General features: G+C 67.3%; 17 protein-coding genes and 1 CRISPR repeat array. Of the genes, 13 read left to right on the top strand and 4 right to left on the bottom strand.

Going from position 1 to position 24,241, the window contains the following annotated elements; all coding sequences use genetic code 11:
* Position 1: 1 nt before the first annotated feature.
* A complete protein-coding gene (locus K5L01_RS14450; protein WP_250065312.1) occupies positions 2 to 577 on the bottom strand; it encodes an HdeD family acid-resistance protein in 576 nt (191 codons plus the stop codon).
* 75 nt (positions 578 to 652) lie between these two features.
* Positions 653 to 1,339 carry a ComF family protein gene (locus K5L01_RS14445; RefSeq protein ID WP_250065311.1) on the bottom strand — a complete coding sequence of 229 codons (687 nt, stop codon included), beginning with the start codon at positions 1,337 to 1,339 and terminating at the stop codon, positions 653 to 655.
* Positions 1,340 to 1,430: 91 nt separating this feature from the next.
* On the opposite strand from K5L01_RS14445, the gene bioB reads away from it, so the two are divergent.
* The 5 genes from bioB to bioC all read left to right on the top strand — a co-directional run bounded on the left by bioB (position 1,431) and on the right by bioC (position 6,286).
* A complete protein-coding gene (gene bioB, locus K5L01_RS14440) occupies positions 1,431 to 2,459 on the top strand; it encodes a biotin synthase BioB (RefSeq protein ID WP_250065310.1) in 1,029 nt (342 codons plus the stop codon).
* Positions 2,460 to 2,534: 75 nt separating this feature from the next.
* Entirely contained in the window at positions 2,535 to 3,743 is a 1,209-nt protein-coding gene (gene bioF / locus K5L01_RS14435) for an 8-amino-7-oxononanoate synthase (RefSeq protein ID WP_250065309.1), read from the top strand.
* A 14-nt stretch (positions 3,744 to 3,757) separates the two neighbouring features.
* The gene (gene bioH, locus K5L01_RS14430; RefSeq protein ID WP_250065308.1) at positions 3,758 to 4,525 is read left to right on the top strand and encodes a pimeloyl-ACP methyl ester esterase BioH; all 768 of its coding nucleotides are present in this window, start codon (positions 3,758 to 3,760) and stop codon (positions 4,523 to 4,525) included.
* A gap of 58 nt (positions 4,526 to 4,583) precedes the next feature.
* Positions 4,584 to 5,366, top strand: coding sequence for an SDR family oxidoreductase (locus tag K5L01_RS14425; protein ID WP_250065307.1), 783 nt, complete (start codon positions 4,584 to 4,586; stop codon positions 5,364 to 5,366).
* Positions 5,367 to 5,398: 32 nt separating this feature from the next.
* The gene (bioC, locus tag K5L01_RS14420) at positions 5,399 to 6,286 is read left to right on the top strand and encodes a malonyl-ACP O-methyltransferase BioC (protein ID WP_250065306.1); all 888 of its coding nucleotides are present in this window, start codon (positions 5,399 to 5,401) and stop codon (positions 6,284 to 6,286) included.
* Positions 6,287 to 6,776: 490 nt separating this feature from the next.
* Here the strand turns inward: bioC and K5L01_RS14415 are convergent, their stop codons facing one another.
* Together K5L01_RS14415 and K5L01_RS14410 are read right to left on the bottom strand one after the other, a co-directional pair.
* Entirely contained in the window at positions 6,777 to 7,379 is a 603-nt protein-coding gene (locus K5L01_RS14415; protein WP_272494234.1) for a YdcF family protein, read from the bottom strand.
* Positions 7,376 to 8,338 (bottom strand): pyridoxal-phosphate dependent enzyme, encoded by a 963-nt coding sequence (locus tag K5L01_RS14410; RefSeq protein WP_250065304.1) that lies wholly within the window; start codon positions 8,336 to 8,338, stop codon positions 7,376 to 7,378. Before K5L01_RS14410 ends, K5L01_RS14415 begins: the two co-directional genes overlap by 4 nt.
* A 140-nt stretch (positions 8,339 to 8,478) precedes the next feature.
* On the opposite strand from K5L01_RS14410, the gene K5L01_RS14405 reads away from it, so the two are divergent.
* The 8 genes from K5L01_RS14405 (at position 8,479) to cas6f (ending at position 20,487) form a co-directional block, all read left to right on the top strand.
* The gene (locus K5L01_RS14405) at positions 8,479 to 9,027 is read left to right on the top strand and encodes a hypothetical protein (protein ID WP_250065303.1); all 549 of its coding nucleotides are present in this window, start codon (positions 8,479 to 8,481) and stop codon (positions 9,025 to 9,027) included.
* A 510-nt stretch (positions 9,028 to 9,537) separates the two neighbouring features.
* Positions 9,538 to 11,427: a tRNA uridine-5-carboxymethylaminomethyl(34) synthesis enzyme MnmG gene (mnmG, locus tag K5L01_RS14400; protein ID WP_250065302.1), complete on the top strand. Its 1,890-nt coding sequence runs from the start codon at positions 9,538 to 9,540 to the stop codon at positions 11,425 to 11,427.
* Positions 11,428 to 11,496: 69 nt separating this feature from the next.
* Positions 11,497 to 12,504, top strand: a complete 1,008-nt coding sequence (cas1f, locus tag K5L01_RS14395) for a type I-F CRISPR-associated endonuclease Cas1f (RefSeq protein WP_250065301.1) — start codon at positions 11,497 to 11,499, stop codon at positions 12,502 to 12,504.
* The gene (cas3f, locus tag K5L01_RS14390) at positions 12,501 to 16,067 is read left to right on the top strand and encodes a type I-F CRISPR-associated helicase Cas3f (RefSeq protein WP_250065300.1); all 3,567 of its coding nucleotides are present in this window, start codon (positions 12,501 to 12,503) and stop codon (positions 16,065 to 16,067) included. The genes cas1f and cas3f overlap by 4 nt, the downstream gene beginning before the upstream one ends.
* 336 nt (positions 16,068 to 16,403) lie before the next feature.
* Positions 16,404 to 17,807, top strand: a complete 1,404-nt coding sequence (gene csy1 / locus K5L01_RS14385) for a type I-F CRISPR-associated protein Csy1 (protein ID WP_250065299.1) — start codon at positions 16,404 to 16,406, stop codon at positions 17,805 to 17,807.
* On the top strand, positions 17,804 to 18,856 hold the full coding sequence (csy2, locus tag K5L01_RS14380) for a type I-F CRISPR-associated protein Csy2 (RefSeq protein ID WP_250065298.1): 1,053 nt from the start codon (positions 17,804 to 17,806) through the stop codon (positions 18,854 to 18,856). The genes csy1 and csy2 overlap by 4 nt, the downstream gene beginning before the upstream one ends.
* 42 nt (positions 18,857 to 18,898) lie before the next feature.
* Entirely contained in the window at positions 18,899 to 19,915 is a 1,017-nt protein-coding gene (csy3, locus tag K5L01_RS14375; protein ID WP_250065297.1) for a type I-F CRISPR-associated protein Csy3, read from the top strand.
* A 5-nt stretch (positions 19,916 to 19,920) separates the two neighbouring features.
* On the top strand, positions 19,921 to 20,487 hold the full coding sequence (gene cas6f / locus K5L01_RS14370) for a type I-F CRISPR-associated endoribonuclease Cas6/Csy4 (protein ID WP_250065296.1): 567 nt from the start codon (positions 19,921 to 19,923) through the stop codon (positions 20,485 to 20,487).
* Between the two features lie 130 nt (positions 20,488 to 20,617).
* Positions 20,618 to 21,845: direct repeats of the CRISPR family, unit length 28 nt; unit sequence GTTCGCTGCCGCGTAGGCAGCTCAGAAA.
* Positions 21,846 to 24,241 lie beyond the last annotated feature (2,396 nt).

Here is a 24,241-nt window from a genome sequence, read left to right as displayed (position 1 = left end):
CTCAGGCCGCGGCCCTGCCGAGCGCACGCAGGCGGAACGCCACCACCACCTGCAGCACGCCGTAGACCAGGGCCATCGCACCGATCCACAACGACGTGACCACCAAGCCGGCCAGGGGATTGAGCGCGAACAGCACGCCCAGCGCCACCGCCAGCAGGCCGCTGAGGACCAGCAGCCATTCGCCGCGGATGTGCCTGCGCACGCGCATGGCGAAGACGATGCGGTAGATGCCGCCGACGATCAGCCAGGCGGCGACGAACAGCAGCAGGATGCTGGCCGTGGCCAGCGGGTTGAACAGCGCCAGCAGGCCGAAGGCGATCGAGACCAGCGCGTAGAACACCGTCCAGCCACGCGATACCGGGGCCGAGCCGCCGATCGCCGCGGCCAGCGCCACCACGCCTTCGACCAGGGCCATCGCCCCCAGCCAGATCGCCAGCACCGCAGCCGTACGCATCGGCGCCATCAGCGCCAGGATGCCGAAGGCCACCGCGAACAGGCCGAACAGGAGCACGACCCACCAGTGGCGGGACAGGGCGCCGAACAGGGACATCGGCGGGAAATTCGGTGTTCCACTCATGTCATCACTCCTTGCCATGGTCGAATGCGGACAGTGCCCGCCGAGCATAGTCGCTGCGCTGTCGTCGTGCCGTATTCAGGGTGCCCGCGCGCACACCCAGGCATCGACCCGCTGCACACCGGCACGGCGCAACGCGCGGGCGGCGGCCTCCAGGGTGGCGCCGGTGGTCATCACATCGTCCACCAGGGCCACATGCGGCGGCAGGCGGCCGCAGGCAACGAACGCGCCGCGCAGGTTGCGGCGGCGCGCGGGGGCGTCCAGCACCGATTGCGCGGCGGTGGCATGGAGGCGCCGCAGGCCCGTCGCCAGCGGCAGCCGGAACCGGCGTGCCAGCGGCCGCGCCAGCTCCAGCGCCTGGTCGTAGCCGCGCTGGCGCAGCCGCGGCCGGTGCAGGGGCACCGCCACCAGCGCCTGCGGGCGGGGAACGCTGGCCAGCCGCCCGGCCATCAGCTGCGTCAGCAGGCGCCCGGCGGCAAGGTCGCGGTGGAACTTGAAGCGGCGCAGCAGCCCGTCCACGGGAGCCGCATACAGGAAGCCGGCGTGCACCTCGGTCAGCGGCGAGCGGCGGGAGCGGCATCCCCCGCAGCACCCGCCCGGCACCTCGGAGGCCGGCAGCGGCAGGCCGCAGTGGATGCAGGCGCGCGCCGCCACCGGCAGCCCGGCCGCACACGCGCGGCACAGGTCGCGCCGCGGCTGCCCCGGTTCGGCGCAGACCAGGCAGCGGGGCGGGAACAGCAGGTCGGACAGGCACCCGCCGGCCATGTAAACAATATCTGAGATGGTTTTGTTGACAGGCGTGCGCATGCTCACCAGACTGCCCCGCTTCCGCCGTCTGATCTGTCAGGAAACATCGATGCCCGCCGTCATCCGTCATGACTGGCGCCGCGAGGAACTGCTGGCGCTGTTCGACCTGCCCTTCCCGGAACTGCTGTTCCAGGCCGCCCGCGTCCACCGCGAACACTTCGACCCGGCCCAGGTGCAGGTCTCGACCCTGCTGTCGGTCAAGACCGGTGGCTGCCCGGAGGACTGCGCCTACTGCCCGCAGGCCCAGCGCTACGACACCGGCGTCAACGCACAGAAGCTGATGGACACCGGCGCGGTCGTGGCGCGCGCGCGCGCGGCCAAGCAGGCCGGTGCCTCGCGCTTCTGCATGGGCGCGGCCTGGCGTTCGCCGAAGGACCGCGACATCCCGAAGGTGGCGGCGATGATCCGCGAGGTGAAGGCGCTGGGCCTGGAGACCTGCGCCACCCTGGGCATGCTCGAAGGCCACCAGGCCCAGGCGCTCAAGGAGGCCGGGCTGGACTACTACAACCACAACCTGGACACCGCGCAGGACTATTACGACTCGATCATCCATACCCGCCAGTACCAGGATCGGCTGGATACGCTCGAGCACGTCCGCGAGGCCGGCCTGAAGACCTGCTGCGGCGGCATCGTCGGCATGGGCGAGACCCGCGAGCACCGGGCCGGCCTGCTGCTGGCGCTGGCCAACCTGCCGGCGCACCCGGATTCGGTGCCCATCAACCGCCTGGTGCAGGTCGCCGGCACGCCGCTGCACGGCAGCGCCGAGCTGGACCCCTTCGAGTTCGTGCGCATGATCGCCGTGGCGCGGATCGTCATGCCCCGCTCGATGGTGCGGCTGTCGGCCGGGCGCGAGAGCATGAGCGACGAACTGCAGGCGCTGTGCTTCAGCGCCGGCGCCAACTCCATCTTCCATGGCGAGAAGCTGCTGACCACCGGCAACCCGGACACCGCGCATGACCAGGCGCTGTTCGCGCGGCTGGGCATCCGCCCGATGGAGGTGAATGTCGATGCCGACGACCACGACCACCCCGGCACGGTGCACCTGGACATCGCCCCGCAGTGCGCGGCGTCCGCGTGACGCACGGCAAGCGATGCCGGCGGCAAGCGGGTACGCTAACCGCCCCTCCGTCCATCCGCGCATGATCCCGGCACCATGGCCCGCCCCGACCTTTTCACCCGCCTGCACGACCAGCGCCAGCTGCGCCAGGCGCAGCAGCGCGTCCGCACCCGCCGCCGCATAACGCGGCGCGACGGCGTACGCCTGGAGGTCGACGGCCACTGGCTCACCGGCTTCTGCAGCAACGACTACCTGGGCCTGTCGCAGCAGTTCGAGGTGGTCGCCGCGCTGCAGGACGCCGCCGCGCGCGAGGGCGTCGGCAGTACCGGCTCGCCGCTGGTCTGCGGCCACCATGCCCTGCACGGGCAGCTGGAGCGCGAGATGGCCGACTGGCTCGGTTATCCGCGCGCGCTGCTGTTCGACAGCGGCTTCGTCGCCAACCTCGCCGTGCAGCAGGCACTGCTGTCCGAGGACGGCGACGTCTGCGTCCAGGACCGCCTCAACCACGCCAGCCTGCTCGACGCCACCCGGCTGGCCGGCTGCCGCCTGCGCCGCTACCCGCACCTGGACAGCGAAGGCGCCCTGCGCCAGCTGAAGAACGCCGCCGACGGCGCCGCCATGCTCGCCACCGACGGGGTATTCAGCATGGACGGCGACATCGCCCCGCTGCGCTCGCTGTCGCTGGTGGCGCGCCTGCAGGAGGCCCTGTTCTATGTCGACGATGCGCACGGCATCGGCGTGGTCGGCGAACACGGCCGCGGTTGCGTCGCCGAGGCCGGGCTGGGCGTGGACGAGGTGCCGCTGCAGTTGGCCACGCTGGGCAAGGCGCTCGGCGGCCACGGCGCGGTGGTGCTGGGCGAGGAGCGCCTGATCGGCCACCTGGCCGAAACCGCGCGCCCCTACATCTACACCACCGCACTGCCGCCCGCGCAGGCGGCCGCTTCGCTGGCGGCCGTGAAACTGGCACGGCGCGACCAGTGGCGCCGCGACAAGCTGGCCGAGCTGGTCGCCACCTTCCGCGACGGTGCGCGCCGCCACGGGCTGGAACTTCTGCCCTCGGACACCCCGATCCAGCCGCTGCTGTGCGGCGACGAGGCCACCGCCCTGGCGCTGGGTGCGGCGCTGGAGCAGGCCGGCTACCTGGTGGGGACCATCCGCCCGCCGACCGTGCCCGACGGCAAGGCAAGGCTGCGCATCACCCTGTCGGCGCTGCACGGTGCCGACCAGGTCTCGGCGCTGGTGGATGCCGTCGCGCACGCGCGCGACAACCTGCCACCGCCCCCGTCCCGCCCCGCCGGCCCCTGAGCACGTCCCCACCCATGCACATCCATGTCACCGGCAGCGGACCGGCACTGGTCCTGATCCACGGCTGGGCCCTGCACGGCGGCATCTTCGCGCCGCTGGTGGAACGGCTCTCGTCGCGATTCCAGCTGCACGTGGTGGACCTGCCCGGCCACGGCTTCAGCCGCGACGACACCACGCCCTTGCGGCTGCCCTACCTGGTCAACGCCATCGCCGCCGCCACGCCGCCGGCGGTCTGGTGCGGCTGGTCGCTGGGCGGGCTGGTGGCGCTGCATGCCGCGGCGACGCTGCCGCAGGTGCGCGGCGTGGCGATGCTCGCGGCCACGCCGCGGTTCGTGCGCGGCAGCGACTGGCCCGATGCCGTCGAGCGCTCGGTGTTCGCGCAGTTCGGCCAGGACCTGGAGCAGGATTACCGCGGCACGCTGGAGCGCTTCCTCGCCCTGGACGTGATCGGTTCGCAGCATGCCCGCAGCGAACTGCGTGAGCTGCGCGAGGCCCTGACCGCCCGCGGCGAGCCGGCACCGCGGGCGCTGCACGAGGGCCTGGCGCTGTTGGACCGCAGCGACCTGCGCGGCGCGCTGCCCACCCTGCGCACGCCCGGGCTGTGGATCGGCGGGCAACGCGACCGCCTGGTGCCGGCCGCCGCCCTGCACCAGGCCGCGGCCCTGGCCCCGGAGGGCCTGCATGCCGCACACACCCTCGCCGGTGGCGGGCACGCGCCCTTCCTCGGCCACGCCGACACCGTCGCCGGGCTGCTGCAACGCTTCGTTGCGGACCACGCCTGACCCGTCGCCACCCCACATCGCCGATCATGTGCGGCGCTGGAACCCCTGGAGGAATTCGATGGACCTTGGAATCGCCGGACGCTGGGCCCTGGTATGCGGCGCCAGCAAGGGCCTGGGGCTGGGCTGCGCACGGGCGCTGGCCAGTGAAGGCGCGAACGTGGTGATCGTCGCCCGCGGCGCCGAGGCGCTGGAGACCGCGGCCGCCGGACTGCGCGCCCTGACCGGTGCCGGCCGGGTCGTCACCGTCGCCACCGACATCACCACCGCCGCCGGCCGCGAGGCCGCGCTCGCCGCCTGCCCGCAGGTGGACATCCTGGTGACCAACGCCGGCGGCCCGCCACCGGGCGATTTCCGCGACTGGGACCGCGACCAGTGGCTGGCCGCGGTCGACGCCAACATGCTGACGCCGATCGAGCTGATCCGTGCCACCGTCGACACGATGGCCGCGCGCGGCTTCGGCCGCGTGGTCAACATCACCTCCAGCGCGGTGAAGGCGCCGATCGACATCCTCGGCCTGTCCAACGGCGCGCGCTCCGGCCTGACCGGGGTCATCGCCGGCATCGCCCGCACCCACTTGGCACGCAATGTCACCCTCAACAACCTGCTGCCCGGCGCCTTCGATACCGACCGCCTGCGCGGCACCCTGGAGGCCAGCGCGCGCCGCCAGCAGCAATCCCTGGACGACGCCGCCGCCCACCGCCGCAGCGCCATCCCCGCCGGCCGGTTCGGCACGCCCGAGGAATTCGGCGCCGCCTGCGCCTTCCTGTGCAGCACGCAGGCCGGCTACATCACCGGCCAGAACCTGCTGATCGACGGCGGCGCCTACCCCGGCACCTTCTGACCGACCCTTCCGCAACCACCCGCACACGCCCCATGCCCGTCCTGTTCGATGCCAAGCACGTCCGCCGCGCCTTCGCCCGCGCCGCGTCCAGCTACCACGCCGCGGCCGCGCTGCAGCAGGAGGTGGGCAAGCGCCTGCAGGAATCGCTGGACTACCTGGACAACCGGCAGCCGCAGGTGGTGCTGGATGTCGGCAGCGGCCCGGCGCATGCCACCGCGGCCATGAAGAAACGCTGGCCGAAGGCCCAGGTGATCGCCCTGGACCTGGCCCTGCCGATGCTCGTCGAGGCCCGCAAGCAGGCCGGCTGGTGGCGGCCGTTCGCGCGCGTGTGCGCCGATGCGGGCGCGCTGCCGCTGGCCGACAACAGCGTGGACGTGATCTTCAGCAACCTGTGCCTGCAATGGCTGGACGACCTGCCCGCGGTGTTCGCCGGGTTCCGCCGGGTACTCAAGCCGGGCGGCCTGCTGGTGTGCTCCACCTTCGGCCCCGAGACCCTGGTGGAACTGCGCGACGCGTTCTCGCAGGCCGACGACGCGCCGCACGTGAGCCCCTTCGTCCCGATCGCACAGTTCGGCGACGCGCTGATGATGGCCGGCTTCCGCGACCCGGTGCTGGACCGCGACCTGTTCACCCTGACCTACGACGACGTGCCCGCCCTGATGCGCGAGCTCAAGGCGATCGGCGCGACCAATGCAGTACGCAACCGTCGCCACACCCTGACCGGACGTGGCCGCTTCGCGGCCGCCCGCAGCGCCTACGAACCGCTGCGCCGCGCCGACGGCAAACTGCCCAGCAGCTGGGAGGTGATCTATGCCCAGGCCTGGGCGCCGGCACCGGGCGCACCGATCCGCGAGCAGGGCCACGATGTCGCCGCGGTTCCGCTTTCGGCGATCCCGATCCGGCGCAAGCCGCGGGACTGACACCCGCCCGCCCGCGCACGGCCCCGGCCGGCGAGCCCATCGGCACCGTCGCCGAATCCGGTACTCCCCGTCTTTTGGAAGCAGCCCGGCCGGTGGCCAGCATGGCGGGCGAGCGCGGACCGCTGCCGCAGCCCTTTCGCGGCGATCCCACCGCCGCGTGCCGCGGTTTCCGGCCCGTGCGATACGGTCGCCACGGACCGCGGGGGAAGGCGGCCGCAGCCCGGCCCCGCCCATCACGGGGCGGGCGGGCCGTCCCCCATCGCACAGCCGCCTCCGCATGCGTGGATGCCCTGACGTCCGCACGCTGTCGTCCAGCCCCAGCGCGATCGGAACGTCGCAGCCGCTGCGGACCGGCGGCCGCCTGCTCCCTGCGACGGGGTGCAGGGGACACACGGGCCGGAAGGCCGGCCCACTCCGTCACCGCGGCCCCCCTGGACAGGACTGCTGCACTGTCCCGCCCCGCGCTGCACGCCAGGCAGGGTGCCCTGCCTCAGTTGCCGCCGGCGAACAGGTCGCGGTGGAAAAAATAGATCTCCTGCGCCAGGAAGCGCCAGCTGGTGTGGAGGCTGCGGAAGCGCGTGCTCGGCGTGGAGGACGCCAGCGCGTCGATGCCCAGCTCGTCGGACAGCCGCAGCGCGCGCGCCATGTGCAGCGGATCGCTGACCAGGATCACCCGGTGCATGCCGTGCGCCTGCATCAGGCGCCGCGCCTCGACCAGGTTCTGGCGGGTGGTGCGCGAGCGGGTCTCGATCAGGATGTCCTCGGCGGGAATCGACTGCCGCAACGCATAGCGGCGCGCCACCTGCGATTCGGAGAACCGGGCCCCGGCGCCGCCGAAGCCGCCGGTGAAGATCAGCGTCGGTGCCAGGCCCTGGCGGTACAGGTCCAAGCCATGGCGGATGCGCTCCTCGAACACCGGCGAAGGCCGGGCATCGTAGGCCGCCGCACCGAGCACGATGATCGCATCGGCCGGCGCGGCCTGGTCGCGGTCGCCCACCCAGATGATCCAGGCGGCCACCCCCAGCAACCACAGCAGTACCAGCACGCACAGGCGCCACAGCCAACCGACCAGGCCGACGCGCCTGCGGGTCATGCCGCCATCCACGGCAACGCGTCCAGGTCGACGTTGCCGCCGGACAGGATCACGCCCACGTTGCGCCCGGCGAAACGCTGCGGCTGCGCCAGCACCGCCGCCAGCGCCACCGCCGACGACGGTTCCACCACCTGCTTGAGCACCTGCCACAGCAGGCGCATCGCCGCCACGGTGGCGGCATCGTCCACCGTGACGACGCTGGCGCTGCCGTTGAGCAGCGCGAAATTCGGCGCGCCCAGTGCGCCGCGCAGGCCATCGCACAGGGTGTCCGGCACGAAGTCGACCTGCCGCTGCCCGGCATGCAGCGAACGCGCGGTATCGGCGGCCCCGGCCGGCTCGGCCAGCACCAGCGCGCATGCCGGGGCGGCCTGCCGCAGGGCCAGCAGGCTGCCCGAGGCCAGGCCCCCGCCGCCGACCGGCGCCACCAGCAGGTCCAGCGGCGCCTCGACCTGCCGCAGCAGCTCCAGCGTGGCGGTGCCCTGCCCCGCGATCACCCGCGCATCGGTATAGGGGTGCACCAGCGTGGCCCCGGTTTCCTGCTGCACGCGCGCGCATTCGGCCTCGCGCGCGGCCTGGGTCGGCGCGCAGCGCCACAGCGTCGCACCGTGGCGGGCGATGTTGGCCAGCTTGGCCGCGACCGCGCCCTCGGGCACCACGACATGGCAGGGAATGCCGCGCGAGCGCGCCGCCAACGCCAGCGCCGCACCGTGGTTGCCCGACGAATGCGTCACCACGCCCCGGCGCGCCTGCGCCTCGTCCAGCGCCCACACCGCGTTGCAGGCGCCCCGGAACTTGAACGCGCCGCCACGCTGCAGGTGCTCGCCCTTGAAGTACAGGCGGGCACCTGCCAGGGCGTCCAGTTCCCGCGAACGCAGGATCGGCGTGACCGTGGCATGGGAGGCGATGCGGGCCGCCGCGGCCAGCACATCCGTCGTTTCCGGCAAGGAGGATTCGCTCATGCCAAAAGGTTAACGTAAGGCTCCGGTAGCGGACCATCACCCGCTGCCACGCGCGTGGCGTTCAGCTCCCGGCCTGAGGATTAAGGGCGGATTCAATGCCTGAACCCGAAGCTGACTTCGTGCCCAACTGGGGGAACCGCATGAACAAGCACCTGATCCTGTCCTTCGGCCTGCTGCTCGGCCTCTCCGGTTGCGCCACCTACGACTATGTCGGCAGCAGCTCGGGCGGCTATTACCACGGCGCACCGAGCGTGCAGCGCACCTACCCGTATGGCTACCCGTACGGCAACTACGGCTATGGCGCCTACGGCTATGGCAGCTATGGCCGCTACGACTACCGCTATCCCTATCCGGGCTATCGCCCGGGCTACGTGCCGCCGCCGCGGCCACCGCATGGCGGCAACTGGAACGGCCACCGTCCGCGGCCGCCGGGCCAGGGCAACGATGGCCACCGCCCACCGCCGCCGCCCCGCCCGCCGGCAAACGGCGGCAGCGGCAAGTCGCCATGGCGCGACATGGACCGCGTGGGCCGGCCGCCGCCCCGCCCGGCACCGCCGGCCACGCGCGCCACACCCGCCCCGCAGGCCACCCGCTCCCCGCCCCCGGCCATGCAGCGGCCGCCGGCGATGCAGCGGCCGGCACCGGCAAAACGGCCATCCCCGGCCGCGACCCGGCGTGTGCAGCTTTAGGCCGTTCGACGTCCAGGCCTTGCATTTGCCGGCAATCCAGGCAATCTTGTCGCATTGGGTGACCCGCAGCGTCGATAACTGACACGAACGGCCAGTCCCCCGACCCGCTCCATGTCGATGCCCTTCAGGAACTCTGGATCCCCCCTGTTCCGGCCCTGTTGGGCATCGGCGCCTGATACGACAACGCCCCGGCCATGCCGGGGCGTTGTCGTATCGGGATGCTACCGCGAAGGACGCCGGCAGCCTGCAAACCAGGGCCGGCAGTCCTCCGACTGCCGGCCCCCTGCTTCCCCGGTATGCGCGCTGGCCGGCCCCTGTTCCAATTCCAGCCATTCGCGCACCAGCGTGCGCGTGCCACACCGGGTGCGGTTACCCGGGTTGCAGTTTGCGTGCCAACCTCGGTCGCCGCCGCGCCTGGCCTGACGCCATTGGCGGTAAAATCGCCACCCCCTGTCCCGTCGCGCACGCTCGACCGCGGTGCGCCGCCCCGTCCCCAGGCTTTTCCTGCCCATGAGCGACTCCTTCTACCGTTACGACGTCATCGTCATCGGCGGCGGCCACGCCGGCACCGAGGCCGCACTGGCCGCGGCGCGCGGCGGCGCCCGCACCCTGCTGCTGACCCACAACGTGGAAACGGTGGGCGCGATGAGCTGCAACCCGGCCATCGGCGGCATCGGCAAGGGCCACCTGGTCAAGGAGATCGACGCCCTGGGCGGGGCCATGGCTCACGCCGCCGACCTGGCCGGCATCCAGTGGCGCACGCTCAACGCCTCCAAGGGCCCGGCGGTGCGCGCCACCCGCTGCCAGGCCGACCGCAACCTGTACCGCATGGCGATCCGCCGCATCGTCGAATCGCAGCCCGACCTGACCGTATTCCAGGCGGCGGTGGACGATCTCGTGATCGACGGCGACGCCGTGCGCGGCGCCATCACCCAGACCGGGCTGACCTTCCATGCGCCGGCCGTGGTGCTCACCGCCGGCACCTTCCTCGCCGGCAAGATCCACATCGGCGAAACCCAGTACACCGCCGGGCGCATGGGCGACCCGCCGGCTACCACGCTGGCCGCGCGCCTGCGCGAGCGCCCGTTCGCCATCGACCGCCTCAAGACCGGCACGCCGCCGCGCATCGACGGCCGCTCGCTCGACTACAGCGTCATGGACGAACAGCCCGGCGACGACCCGCTGCCGGTGATGTCCTACCTGGGCAACGTCGCCGAGCACCCGCGGCAGGTGAGCTGCTGGATCACCCACACCAGCGAGCGCACCCACGCGGTGATCCGCAACGCACTGCACCGCTCGCCGCTGTACAGCGGCCAGATCGAAGGCATCGGCCCGCGCTACTGCCCCTCCATCGAGGACAAGGTGGTGCGCTTCGCCGAGAAGGACAGCCACCAGATCTTCGTCGAGCCCGAAGGCCTGGACGTGGTGGAGATCTACCCCAACGGCATCTCCACCTCGCTGCCGTTCGACGTGCAGCTGGAACTGGTGCGCAGCATCCGCGGCTTCGAGCACGCGCGCATCACCCGCCCCGGCTACGCCATCGAGTACGACTTCTTCGATCCGCGCGGGCTGAAGAACACGCTGGAAACGCGCCAGGTCGCCGGGCTGTTCTTCGCCGGCCAGATCAACGGCACCACCGGCTACGAGGAAGCCGGCGCACAGGGACTGCTGGCCGGCGTCAACGCCGCGCTGTTCGTGCAGGGCCGCGACGGCTGGTGCCCACGCCGCGACGAGGCCTACATCGGCGTGCTGGTGGACGACCTGATCACCCACGGCACCAGCGAGCCCTACCGCATGTTCACCAGCCGCGCCGAATACCGGCTGCAGCTGCGCGAGGACAACGCCGACGCGCGCCTGACCCCCACCGGCCGCGAACTGGGCCTGGTCGACGACCGCCGCTGGCAGGCGTTCGAAACCAAACAGGCCGCCGTGGCCGCGGAAAGCGCGCGCCTGCGTGGCCTGTGGGCCACCCCCGCCAACGCCCTGGGCCGCGAGGTGCAGGCAACCACCGGCGTGGCGGTGAGCCGCGAAACCAACGTGCTCGACCTGATCAAACGCCCCGAACTGGACTACGCCAAGCTGATGCAGGTGCCCTCACTCGGCCCCGGGGTAAGCGACGCGCGCGTGGCCGAACAGGTGGAAATCAGCGTCAAGTACGCCGGCTACGTCGAGCGCCAGCGCGAGGAGATCGAGCGCCGGCAGCGCCACGAGCACACGGCCATCGGCGACGACTTCGATTTCGCCGCGGTGCGCGGCCTGTCCGCCGAGGTGCTGCAGAAACTCGAACGCACCCGGCCCCGGACCGTCGGCCAGGCGCAGCGCATCCCCGGCGTGACCCCGGCCGCGATCTCGCTGCTGCTGGTGCACCTGGAACGGGCGCGGCGCGGGAAGGTGGCGTGATCACTCCATAGTCATCCTTGTACGAATAGACGCTACAGTCTCCCTCTGTGAGATCCGGACCTGGCATGCATGCAGGTCCGACATGTACAGGGGGACAACATGGAGCCGTTGCCGTCGTCGGATCTGAAAACGATCCTGCATTCCAAGCGTGCCAACATCTACTACCTGCAGCACTGCCGGGTACTGGTCAATGGTGGCCGCGTCGAATATGTCACCGATGCGGGAAAGCGTTCGCTGTACTGGAACATTCCCATCGCCAACACCACCACGGTGCTGCTGGGCACCGGCACCTCGGTCACCCAGGCGGCGATGCGCGAACTGGCCAAGGCCGGCGTACTGGTCGGCTTCTGCGGCGGTGGCGGCACGCCGTTGTTTTCCGCCAATGAAGTGGATATCGAAGTCGCGTGGTTCTCGCCGCAAAGCGAATACCGTCCCACCGAATACCTGCAGGCATGGGTGCGTTTCTGGTTCGATGACGACTTGCGCCTGGCCGCCGCCAAGGCGTTCCAGCACGCCCGCAGCGCGCGTATCCGCGAACAATGGCTGCACCGTGCACTGCGTGATGCGGGATTCCCCGTGGACGCAAAGCGGCTGGACGAACTGTTGGCGCGCACCGGCAGGCAGATCGACCTGGCGCAGGACAATACCCACCTGCTGACCGAAGAAGCGCGCCTCACCAAGGCCCTGTTCAAGCTCGCCGTTGACACCGTCGGCTACGGCGACTTCACCCGCGCCAAGCGCGGCAGCGGCACCGACCCGGCCAACCGCTTCCTCGACCACGGCAACTATCTGGCCTACGGACTCGGCGCCACCGCTACCTGGGTACTCGGCCTGCCACATGGCCTTGCGGTACTGCACGGCAAGACCCGTCGCGGCGGACTGGTGTTCGACGTGGCCGACCTGGCCAAGGATGCCAGCATCCTGCCGCAGGCGTTCCTCTCCGCCATGCGCGGCGATGACGAACAACAGTTCCGCCGCAACTGCATCGAAGCCCTGACCCGCAGCGAATCGCTCGACTTCATGATCGACACGCTCAAGGCCGTGGCGATGGACACCGCCGGGCAGGTGGAACCTTGAACATCCTGTTGGTCAGCCAGTGCGACAAACGCGCCCTCACCGAAACCCGCCGCATCCTCGACCAGTTCGCCGAGCGGCGCGGCGATCGCACCTGGCAGACCCCGATCACCCAGGCCGGCCTGGACACCCTGCGCAAACTGCTGCGCAGGACCGCCCGCAAGAACACGTCCGTGGCCTGCCACTGGATTCGCGGCATGGATCACAGCGAATTGCTGTGGATCGTCGGCGATGCACGCCGCTTCAATGACCAGGGCGCGGTACCGACCAACACCACTACCCGCGATGTGCTGCGCAAGGGCGACGAGAACACCTGGCACCACCTGCCCTGTATGAAGGCCATCACGGCGTTGGCGGCGCTGCTGCATGACCTCGGCAAGGCCACGACGGCGTTCCAGTCCATGCTTGATCTGGCCTCACGCGGCCAGTTCGGCGCCTCGTTCCCCAAAACGCACTATCGGCATGAGTGGGTCTCCGTGCGTCTGTTCCAGGCGTTTGTCGGCAACGATGACGACGCCAGCTGGCTGCAGCGGCTGATCGACGCCGTGGAACGGCAGGACATGGACGCCTGGCTGGCGGAGTGGCTGGCCGATGATCGCCTGCAATGCGATGGCATGCCGCTGGGATCACGCACCCGTCTCACCTCACCGTTCTGCTCCCAACGGCCATTGGCAAACGCCATCGCCTGGCTGGTGCTAACCCACCATCGGTTGCCGACGTTGCCCGTCCAGCGACCACGCACTTCCGGGGATACAGGTGAGGAAACGGATCACTCGGATGATCCGTTGCGGCGTTACGGTGCAAAGGCAGCACCTCTCAACCCCGACGACCTGAATGCCCTGTTGGAACGGATCAACGCCGACTGGAACGAACCTGCCCGCGACCGTACCAATGCGGATATTTCTTCCTACTGGCGTTTTCCGCACGGCCTGCCCGTCACCAACCCGGCCTGGCGCAAACAGGCCGCGCGCCAGGCTCAAACCCTGCTGGCCCTGCCATCTGCGCCGGCCAGCCAACCGTGGCTGCATGATCCGTTCGTCATGCACGTGTCGCGGCTGTGCCTGATGCTGGCCGACCATTACTACTCCAGCCTGACCTTCCAGCAGAGCGCCGAAGCCAACGCCAGGCATCCCGTGGCGGAACGCAAACCCTACCTGCAACCCGGCGGCAAGTTGCTGGCCAACACGGCCCGCCATAACGGCAAAACCCAGCCCAACCAGACCCTGGACGAGCATCTGCTGGGCGTACAGGCCAACGCCAGCCACGTGATGCATGCCCTGCCGGCCCTCACCCGCAGCCTTCCGGCCCTTCAGCGGCATCGCGCACTGAACAAGCGCAGCAGCCACGATGCCTTCCGCTGGCAGGACAAGGCTGCCGATCTGGCGCGTTCGGTGCGCGAGCGCAGCGCCGAGCACGGCGCGTTCATTGTCAACATGGCCTCGACCGGCTGCGGCAAGACCCTGGGCAATGCCCGCATCATGAACGCACTGGCCGATCCCTCCCACGGCATGCGCTGCGCGTTCGCCATCGGCCTGCGCACGCTTACCCAGCAGACCGGCCGCGCCTTCCAGCGCGACCTCCACCTGGGCGATGACGAACTGGCCATTCTCGTCGGCGGCGGCGCAAGTCGGGCACTGTTCGAGCATTACCAGGCCAAGGCCGAAGCCAGCGGTTCGGCGTCGCGGCAGTCCCTGCTGGAAGAGGACAGCCACATTCTCTACGACGGCGACGACCGCCATCCGCTGCTGCAACGACTCACCGGCGATGCCCGCGCACGCCGCCTGATTGCCGCCCCGGTGCTGGCCTGCACGGTCGATCACCTCACCCCGGCCACCGAAAGCCTGCGTGGCGGCCGCCAGATCGCACCCATGCTGCGCCTGATGACCGGTGACCTGGTACTCGACGAGCCGGACGATTTCGACCTTGCCGACCTGCCCGCACTGACCCGGCTGGTGCACTGGGCCGGCCTGCTGGGGTCACGCGTGCTGCTGTCCTCGGCCACCCTGCCACCGGCACTGGTCCAGGGTCTGTACGAGGCCTATCGCGACGGTCGCCAGCACTGGCAACGCAATCGCGGTGAACGCCCGTCGGAACCCCCGCGCATCACCTGCCTGTGGATCGACGAATTCAAACAGGCCCATGCCGACTGTACCGACGTGCCCGCGTTCCAGCAGGCACACGACGACTTCGCCAAGGCACGTTGCGAGCGGTTGGCCAAAGCCCCCGTGCGCCGCATTGCCGAATTGCTGCCCGTCGCCACCACGGCCCACGACAAGGAGGAAAGGCGCCACGAATGGGCCGCACTTCTGCGCGAGGCCGCGTTGCAATTGCACAGCAACCCGCAGAACCACGTGGTCGATTCACGCAGCGGCAAACGTGTCAGCTTCGGCCTGATCCGCATGGCCAACATCGACCCGCTGTTCGATACCGCATTGGTGCTGTTCAAGCTGGGCGCTCCCGAAGGCATGCGCATCCATCTGTGCGTGTACCACTCGCAGCATCCACTACTGATACGCTCGGCCATCGAACACCGGCTCGACACCGCGCTGGATCGCCGTCGCAAACATTCCAGCGACCCGGACCCGGTCTTCGCCCAACCGGTGGTGCGCCGCGCACTTGACGCCCACCCGGAACACGACCAGCTTTTCATCGTGCTCGGCAGTCCGGTAACAGAGGTCGGAAGGGACCACGACTACGACTGGGCGGTGGTGGAACCCTCCTCGTTGCGCTCGCTGATTCAACTAGCCGGGCGCGTGCGCCGCCATCGACCGGAGCCTGTCACCACGCCCAATGTGCGCGTGCTCGACACCAATCTGCGTGCCATCGAGCGCCGCAAACCGGACGAGGCGGCCTACTGCCGGCCGGGATTCGAGCAGGACGGGCTGCCCGAGCGCCGCAGCGATGAAGACAAGGCGCGGAAGCCGAACTTCCATCTGCACAGTCACCGGCTTGGCGAGCTGCTCGCAGACCTGCTCGATGCGGATCAGCGCTGGACGCTGGACGCCCGCCCCCGCCTGCGGCTGCCGGAAGGCCGACCGGTCAACCCCACGCGCAGGCTTGTTGATCTGGAACATGCACGCCTGCGCCACACCATGCGCGCCGACCTGCCCAAGGTTGCCGGAAAGCCCCCACGGCAGGGCATGACACCGTGGATGATCAATGCCAGCACCCACTGGAAGGGCCCACAGCCCTGGCTCACCGGCGTTTTGCCGCAGACCCAGCGGTTCCGTGATGACCCGATGCGCCGTGTCGATGTCGTGCTGCTGCCCGACGAGGACGAAGAAGTGCTGCTTCTGCACCGCGTGGTGGAGGGCGGACGGCCTGGAGCCTCGCTTTACGTCCTCATGGAAGAAAGCGCCTGCACCCGCCTGCCCGACAGTGCCGTACACGGCCCCGGCATTGCGCCCTGGGGAGATGATGACCTGCTCACCCTGCTCACAGACCTGGCCGAAACGCGTGGCGAAAGCCTGCGCGACTGCGCCCAATCCTTCACCACCGCCAGCCTGCCCCATACGGAGCGCGGCTGGCGGTTCCATCCCGTGCTGGGTTTCAACAAGAAGTTCTAGAGCTGCCTGTGCGGCAGCGATTTGTAAGCACTATTTTCTAAGCTGCTTTTCAGCAGAAAAGCACGGCCACGACCACCCACTTGCACCTCGATAATTCTGTAAGTACTATGGATGCATGCTAGATTTTAATGACCAGATCGGGATTGCGGCCCGATCTGGCCAGCAACACAGCTGTGGAGGCTGTCAACGACCGTCGAGTAGACGGTGGAGGGTAGTTCAGTGATTGGCACTCGCACGCCCACGATATGAGCAAACGAAACCGACCAGAGGAAGACCCGGGCGTCGTGTGTCGCCCGGGAATTCTAGCAACTTCCAACTCTATGGAAATGAATTCCCATGCAAAGCAATCCTGCGCACGCCCCTTCCGGGTTCCGTGCAGCCATTGATCAGTTCATCCAGGATCGACTAGTCGCCAAGCTCGACAAGCTTGCCGACGACGATCCGAAGCGCACCGAGCTTTTTGCCCAGCACCAACGCGCCACCTGGCTGGAGGATGCCGCCCGCCGCGTCCGGCAGATCCAGGCCGTCACCCACTCGCTCAAGCCCATCCATCCCGATGCGCGTGGCACCAATCTCTACCTGCCTCCCACGCACATGCGGCAGCTCGACGAGGTTGGCAGCCATGTGCTCGGCAACCGCTTCGATGCCGACGTGGTGGGCAATGCGGCAGCCCTTGACGTCTACAAGCTGCTGAAACTGCAGGTCAACGGACAGACCCTGCTCGATGCGCTGGCACAGTGCCAGGCCGATGCCCTGGCCGCATTGAGTGACAACGTGGAGCTGGCAAAGGCCTGGCGGGATGCCTTCGTGAGCCTGATCGGTGAACGCGATGGACCCGCCAGCTCACACGAGCGGGCCAAGCAGCTCTACTGGCTGGCCGGCGATGACCCATGCGAGGACAGGCACTACCACCTGCTTGCACCGCTGTACGCCACCTCGCTCGCCCACGTCGTGCACCGTGAGCTGCAGGAGCATCGCTTTGGCGAAGCCAACAAGGAGGCACGGCAGGCACGGCGCGACGGCAAGGTGCACGACGGCATCCACCACCACTATCCCGACCTTGCGGTACAAAAGCTGGGGGGAACGAAACCCCAGAATATCTCGCAACTCAATAGTGAGCGTGGCGGTATCAACTACCTGCTTTCCTCTCTGCCACCGGTCTGGAAATCCAGCGACTTCCGCCTCCCGGCCCGTACCACCTCGGTATTCGACCGGCTCTTTTCGGCCCGCCCCGAAGTCCACCGCACGCTGCGCCGGTTCAGCGCCTTTCTTGCCAGCAAGCCCGATGAAACCATGGAAACCCGCGATCGGGTGGATGCCTTCGTCGAGCGCCTGATTGACGAGGCCACGATCATGGCGGGTGGTTTCCACCGCGCCCTGCCCGGCGGCTGGAGCAGGGACGAACAGTACACCGAGCTGGCCATGGAAGAAAAACTCTGGCTCGATCCGCTACGCGCCGAGCTGGCCGAGGAACACGTCTTCGCTCACGATTGGTTGTGGATGGACTGGCCTGCTGCCATCGGCAAACGCTTTGCCCACTGGCTCAACGCTCGCCTGCAAGGCCGCTTCCCGGTCGGCGACGCCGAGCACAGGCAATGGAAGAAACTGTTGCGGGTGGATGAAAGCGAGGACGGCTGGGCGAAGCAGTTGCATCGGCTTCGCAAAAAACTGGAAGCTCCCACCTGCATTCCCACGCACAACACCCACGATGGACCCGTCGCTCGGGAGGTCCAGGCATGAGCAGTGCCCTGCCCTATTCCGCCAAGGGTCTGCTGGTGCTCCCGCACCTGCGCGTGCAGAGCGCCAATGCCATCTCCAGCCAGATGACCCACGGCTTTCCGTCAATCACCGCCTTCACCGGCCTGATGTGGGCGCTGGAACGAAAGCTCACCAACACCGGCGTGCCATTGCGTTTGCAGAAAGTGGGGGTGATCTGCCATCACCACCAGGAACAGGTCAACGATGGCTATATGAAAACTTTCCGCCTGACCCGCAACCCGGTCGATAGAACCGGTGGCACCGCCGCCATCGTCGAGGAAGGCCGGACCCATCTCGACCTGACGCTGGTATTCCAGGTCCAGCAGAAAGCCGGACACGGAGACGACATGCCGCTACTCATCCAAGGCAATGACGACGCCTTGGCAAAACTCGCCACAAAGGCATTGCAGACCCTCGCCAACATGCGTGTCGCCGGCGGCAGCGTGCTGCCATCGCGGCCCGCCCCGGGCCGTTTCACCCGGCCGTGGCTGGCCGTGTTGCCTGACGACTCCGAGGAACTCAACCGGAACTTCCGCGCCTGGCGGCGCCAATGGCTGCCCGGCTACGCCCTGGTTGGCCGTGATGATCTGATGCCCGTACGGCTGGAGCGTTTGCGCCAGAAACGCCCCGACGCCACCACACTGGATGCCTGGCTGGACATGTCGCGTTTCAACTACCGCGCCATGCAGGACAGCGACGGCGCCACGGGTTCGCGCGTGCATTGGCACGACCCTGATCGTGGAAAAGGCTCGGGCTGGATCGTGCCGATTCCGGTCGGCTACGCCAGCCTCTCAGATCTTCACGAACCCGGGAAGGTGTTGAACGCACGTGACGGTGACACGCCCATGCGCTTCGTGGAATCGATCTATTCCATGGGGGAATGGATTGGACCACATCGCCTGGACCACCTCGATGCCCTGCTATGGCAGGCCGAAACCGACCTGGAGCGCGGCGTTTACCGCTGCCGCAACGGCTACATCGCATCCGATGGACCCGGTGAAATCGATGACGACTTCTACGCTTACGACTGAAACGTCCCAAACCCATTCAACGTTCTGAAAAGGAGTTCCATCATGGCCAACGAAATCAAAACCGCCTCTGTCCTCGCCTTCGAGCGCAAGCTGGACCCGTCCGATGCTGTGCTGCATGCCGGCAACTGGAATGATCGCAGCAACGCCGATCAGTGGCAGCCGGTAACCCTGCGCGAAAAATCCGTGCGCGGCACGATCTCCAACCGGCTCAAGACCAAGGACCAGGACCCGGCCAAACTCGATGCTGCGATCGAGAAGCCCAACCTGCAAACCGTCGATGTCGCAATGCTGCCCGCTAACGCCGACACCCTAAAAGTACAGTTCACCTTGCGCGTGCTGGCCGGCACCGGCACGCCATCAGCCTGCAACAATGCCAGCTACCAAGCCAAACTGATGCAGACCGTTGCCGACTACGTCGCGCAAAACGGATTCTCCGAACTGACTTCGCGTTACGCGGCCAACCTCGCCAACGGTCGCTTCCTGTGGCGCAACCGCATCGGCGCCGAGGAAGTGGAAGTCCGTGTGGCGCAATGGGAGAACGGTGCCGCCAAACAGACGTGGACGTTCGACGCGCTCGCCCTGAGCCTGCGCAGCTTTGATAGTGGCAATGCAGACATCAATGCGCTCGCACAGGCCATTGCTGATGGCCTTGCCGGCAGGACGCATGTGTTGCTGCAGGTCACCGCATTCGTCCGCGCCGGTGCCGGGCAGGAAGTCTTCCCCTCGCAGGAACTCATCCTCGACCGCGGTCGTGGCGACAAGAGCAAGACCTTGTACGACGTGGACGGCGTTGCAGCCATCCACTCGCAGAAGATCGGCAATGCACTGCGCACCATCGACACCTGGTATCCGGAGGCCGCCGACAACGGCCCCATCGCGGTGGAGCCGTACGGATCGGTCACCACCCAGGGCAAGGCTTACCGCCAGCCCAAGGAGAAGCAGGACTTCTACAACCTACTCGATGCCTGGGTATTGAAGGACAAGGCCCCCGAAGTGGAGCAGCAACACTTCGTCATTGCCACGCTGGTACGTGGTGGCGTGTTCGGTGAAGCGAGCTGAATGCCGTGACCAGCCACCATGTCGACATCCGGGTCGTCCCCGACCCCGAAACCACGCCCACCCAGTTGCTGGGAGCGCTGTACGACCGCGTGCACCTTGCGTTGGTCCGGCACCGTGTCGAGGACATCGGCGTAAGTTTTCCCGGCTACAGCACCATGCCCCGCACTTTGGGTCGGGTGCTGCGCCTGCACGGCAGCGAGGCCGGACTTCGCCACTTCCTGCAGGACGACTGGCTCAAGGGGCTGCGGGACCATGTCCGCCTGACCGATATCAAGCCCGCACCCGAGGGTGCGCCCCAGCGCACCGTGCAACGTCGCCAGTTCAAGACCAGCGTCGAACGCCTGCGCCGCCGTCGCATGCGTCGCAAGGGAGAGACCGAGCAGCAGGTGCAACAGGCCATTCCGGCCACCGTGGAACGCCAACCCGACCTGCCCTACCTGCATCTCCACAGTCGCAGCAGCGGGCAGTCCTACTGCTTGTTCATCTACGTGGGACCGCCATCGCCCACCGCGGTGGACGGCCATTTCAATACGTATGGACTGAGCTCCAGGACCACCATTCCCTGGTTCTGATCCTTTTCCCCAGGCACCCCAAACGCTCTTTGAAAATCAATCACTTGGCCCCGTCCCCTGGAATAGGGGGCGGGGCCTTCCAATCGATTTTTCTTCAATGGATACAATAGCTTACGATTGTTTTTGTCTAGTTCGCTGCCGCGTAGGCAGCTCAGAAAATGTTGCGTGGACTGAAACCCCTCACCCTCGGGTTCGCTGCCGCGTAGGCAGCTCAGAAATCCCAGTTCCGGTTGCGCAGCCGCGACACGCTGTTCGCTGCCGCGTAGGCAGCTCAGAAAGAAGTGCGTACCAACTTGCGTGCGCATGAACTGTTCGCTGCCGCGTAGGCAGCTCAGAAAGCCTCTGCGCGTATGCGCAGAAAGCCAGAAAAGTTCGCTGCCGCGTAGGCAGCTCAGAAACAGCACCGAGACGACGCGGTACTGACGACGACGTTCGCTGCCGCGTAGGCAGCTCAGAAATGGGTGCGCGGCTTTATGTACGTGCTCGGCGCGTTCGCTGCCGCGTAGGCAGCTCAGAAATGGTGAATGTCCGGAGGATCACATGTGCTCGAGTTCGCTGCCGCGTAGGCAGCTCAGAAAAGGGCGAGATTGCGCACGCCGTCGAAGTCATCGTTCGCTGCCGCGTAGGCAGCTCAGAAATCGCCACACACGATGGCAATGCGACGCTCAATGTTCGCTGCCGCGTAGGCAGCTCAGAAAAGCTTGGTTGCCGGCATGTTTCCCAAGGGCTTGTTCGCTGCCGCGTAGGCAGCTCAGAAAGTCAGTGCTCCAATGTTGTTGCCAAACGAGAGGTTCGCTGCCGCGTAGGCAGCTCAGAAATCGCCGAGCGCTTGTGGTGATTAACCGATAGGGTTCGCTGCCGCGTAGGCAGCTCAGAAATGCAACTGAGCGACGCTGGCGTCGAATTCGTCGTTCGCTGCCGCGTAGGCAGCTCAGAAATCCAGCCGATCCCGTTGCAGCATTTGCACCGTGTTCGCTGCCGCGTAGGCAGCTCAGAAATTCGCCCGGCGCAGTCGTTTCCTATTCGCAGGGTTCGCTGCCGCGTAGGCAGCTCAGAAAATCTGGCGCTTGAGATCGATGCGTTCGCACTCGTTCGCTGCCGCGTAGGCAGCTCAGAAAAGTGGCGCATTGATTGCAACACGCGTAAGAACGTTCGCTGCCGCGTAGGCAGCTCAGAAAACGTGAGTTTAGGGGCGGTAACGATGGCGACGGTTCGCTGCCGCGTAGGCAGCTCAGAAAAAAACCCTCATCCAAGGAAGAAATCACAGATTGTTCGCTGCCGCGTAGGCAGCTCAGAAATCATCCGCCATCGCCATCGGCGACGCCAGCGCGTTCGCTGCCGCGTAGGCAGCTCAGAAATGATTCATGCCACCAACCTTGGTCCACTCCGGGTTCGCTGCCGCGTAGGCAGCGAACGTGATGGCAGCACTTCTCCAGCGGGATGTGCCCTTTCTGAGCTGCCTACGCGGCAGCGAACGAGCGCCAGCAGCAGGCCGAAGCCGAGCGCAATTTCTGAGCTGCCTACGCGGCAGCGAACGCGGCATCGAGCACCACCAACGCCAGCGGCGTTTTCTGAGCTGCCTACGCGGCAGCGAACGGCGGCCGGTACGGGCCGCCGCGGCGGGGTAGTTTCTGAGCTGCCTACGCGGCAGCGAACCGCATGAAGAGTTTTGCCGTGCCCCGGCTGGCTTTCTGAGCTGCCTACGCGGCAGCGAACTCCAAGTCCGACACGATGCGGCCACAGCAGCTTTTCTGAGCTGCCTACGCGGCAGCGAACGGCGGGACTGATCCCGGCGGCGGTACTGGGGATTTCTGAGCTGCCTACGCGGCAGCGAACCGGCAACCTCTGTCCTCGTTCGCCGCGGTGTCTTTCTGAGCTGCCTACGCGGCAGCGAACAGCGCTAAGGAGTACGCCAAGGTAGTCGCTGATTTCTGAGCTGCCTACGCGGCAGCGAACTCCAGCCCGAACCCGGACTTGTAAGCACCGTCTTTCTGAGCTGCCTACGCGGCAGCGAACCGGGCCTGCGATGCCAAGCAGCCGCACCTCCTTTTCTGAGCTGCCTACGCGGCAGCGAACAGGCGGGCGGTGTAGGTGCCATCACGGCGAATTTTCTGAGCTGCCTACGCGGCAGCGAACCCCCCAGTCAGCACCAACGACTTCCTCGGTGCTTTCTGAGCTGCCTACGCGGCAGCGAACATCGCGCTCGAGCCCGCGCCCAACGGTTTGTCTTTCTGAGCTGCCTACGCGGCAGCGAACGCTTGTGCAGATCACAACCTGACCGCGCACAATTTCTGAGCTGCCTACGCGGCAGCGAACCCAGGTACTCCTGGAGCAAGAGCGGGCCTGCATTTCTGAGCTGCCTACGCGGCAGCGAACGCCTTCACCCAGTACGCGCAGCAGTTCCTTGATTTCTGAGCTGCCTACGCGGCAGCGAACCGCGGCGCAGATGCGCGGACTCGTGACGATCATTTCTGAGCTGCCTACGCGGCAGCGAACATCACCCCGCCCGATCCGATTGCCGAGCTTGATTTCTGAGCTGCCTACGCGGCAGCGAACCCATCATCGGCGTGGCCAGGCCGCCAGACATCATTTCTGAGCTGCCTACGCGGCAGCGAACGTTGCCGGCGCCGATCCGATGGTCGTCAATGGTTTCTGAGCTGCCTACGCGGCAGCGAACCCATGGGTTTGCATCCATCGCCGGAACAGGACTTTCTGAGCTGCCTACGCGGCAGCGAACGATGAGCCGGACGCTTCGCATATGCCGGGCAACTTTCTGAGCTGCCTACGCGGCAGCGAACTTTAGCTTCGACAAATCATCAGCGCCACCCACTTTCTGAGCTGCCTACGCGGCAGCGAACTGGAAGGCAGCGAAAGAGGCACGCGAATTCCTGTTTCTGAGCTGCCTACGCGGCAGCTCAGAAACAGATCATCTCCAGCTCCGCGCGGATCTGCTGGTTCGCTGCCGCGTAGGCAGCTCAGAAATCGTTAAGCCATTCCTGCATTTCCTTGAAATGGTTCGCTGCCGCGTAGGCAGCTCAGAAATCCAAAAAAAAGGGGGAGGCGGCCGCACTCCCGTTCGCTGCCGCGTAGGCAGCTCAGAAACGACGATGCGACCGCGGTCACTACGTTGCGGTCGTTCGCTGCCGCGTAGGCAGCTCAGAAAGACAGCTCACCCGATGCCATCTGCTCGGCAAGGTTCGCCAGCTCAGAAAGTCGCTGAACGGCCCTATGGGCGTTGCGAGATCCCGTTGTGCTTCAGGAACTCCTCCAAACTCATCCGATGCGGATTCCGAAAGTCGGCGTACCACTTGGAGTACGCGGCTCGTTGCTCGGCCGTCATCGGAATCAACTCGTTTCCCGGAGAAGGATTGTCCCTCTGGGAAAGCGGATAGGAATGCAGACTTTTCCGCCTCGGACGTGAGCCGTTCGCCCCAATGATTTCGCGGTTGCTCATCCTGCACACCCTGGCCGGATAGTTCGGCCTCCTGTTGCGCGGATAGTAGCCCGAGCGACCGCAAAAGCTCCACCTGCGCATCGGTCAGTTGGCCGATACCACTGTCCGCCGCGGACTTGGCCGCCTTGCCAGCCTGGTTGAAGGTCTCAGCCGGCGTGAGCATGTCCCCCTGCCCATCGGCACGCCCGCTGCGGATGCCCCCCATGTAGTGGTCGTAGAGCTCGGCCAAATCTTGGTTCGCTGCCGCGTAGGCAGCTCAGAAATTCGCCAAGTTCTTGCCGGCCTGGACGATTGCATTCG

Source organism: Stenotrophomonas mori (assembly GCF_023556335.1).
Lineage (GTDB): Bacteria > Pseudomonadota > Gammaproteobacteria > Xanthomonadales > Xanthomonadaceae > Stenotrophomonas > Stenotrophomonas mori.
This window is presented reverse-complemented; position numbering and strand designations above follow the sequence as displayed.

Coding starts and splice junctions, on each gene's coding strand:
- cas1f (WP_250065301.1), top strand. CDS start 11,497: ATGCAGGTCCGACATGTACAGGGGGACAACATGGAGCCGTTGCCGTCG.
- bioB (WP_250065310.1), top strand. CDS start 1,431: ATGCCCGCCGTCATCCGTCATGACTGGCGCCGCGAGGAACTGCTGGCG.
- K5L01_RS14415 (WP_272494234.1), bottom strand. CDS start 7,379: ATGACCCGCAGGCGCGTCGGCCTGGTCGGTTGGCTGTGGCGCCTGTGC.
- csy1 (WP_250065299.1), top strand. CDS start 16,404: ATGCAAAGCAATCCTGCGCACGCCCCTTCCGGGTTCCGTGCAGCCATT.
- mnmG (WP_250065302.1), top strand. CDS start 9,538: ATGAGCGACTCCTTCTACCGTTACGACGTCATCGTCATCGGCGGCGGC.
- K5L01_RS14450 (WP_250065312.1), bottom strand. CDS start 577: ATGAGTGGAACACCGAATTTCCCGCCGATGTCCCTGTTCGGCGCCCTG.
- K5L01_RS14445 (WP_250065311.1), bottom strand. CDS start 1,339: ATGGCCGGCGGGTGCCTGTCCGACCTGCTGTTCCCGCCCCGCTGCCTG.
- bioF (WP_250065309.1), top strand. CDS start 2,535: ATGGCCCGCCCCGACCTTTTCACCCGCCTGCACGACCAGCGCCAGCTG.
- csy2 (WP_250065298.1), top strand. CDS start 17,804: ATGAGCAGTGCCCTGCCCTATTCCGCCAAGGGTCTGCTGGTGCTCCCG.
- K5L01_RS14405 (WP_250065303.1), top strand. CDS start 8,479: ATGAACAAGCACCTGATCCTGTCCTTCGGCCTGCTGCTCGGCCTCTCC.
- csy3 (WP_250065297.1), top strand. CDS start 18,899: ATGGCCAACGAAATCAAAACCGCCTCTGTCCTCGCCTTCGAGCGCAAG.
- K5L01_RS14410 (WP_250065304.1), bottom strand. CDS start 8,338: ATGAGCGAATCCTCCTTGCCGGAAACGACGGATGTGCTGGCCGCGGCG.
- K5L01_RS14425 (WP_250065307.1), top strand. CDS start 4,584: ATGGACCTTGGAATCGCCGGACGCTGGGCCCTGGTATGCGGCGCCAGC.
- bioC (WP_250065306.1), top strand. CDS start 5,399: ATGCCCGTCCTGTTCGATGCCAAGCACGTCCGCCGCGCCTTCGCCCGC.
- bioH (WP_250065308.1), top strand. CDS start 3,758: ATGCACATCCATGTCACCGGCAGCGGACCGGCACTGGTCCTGATCCAC.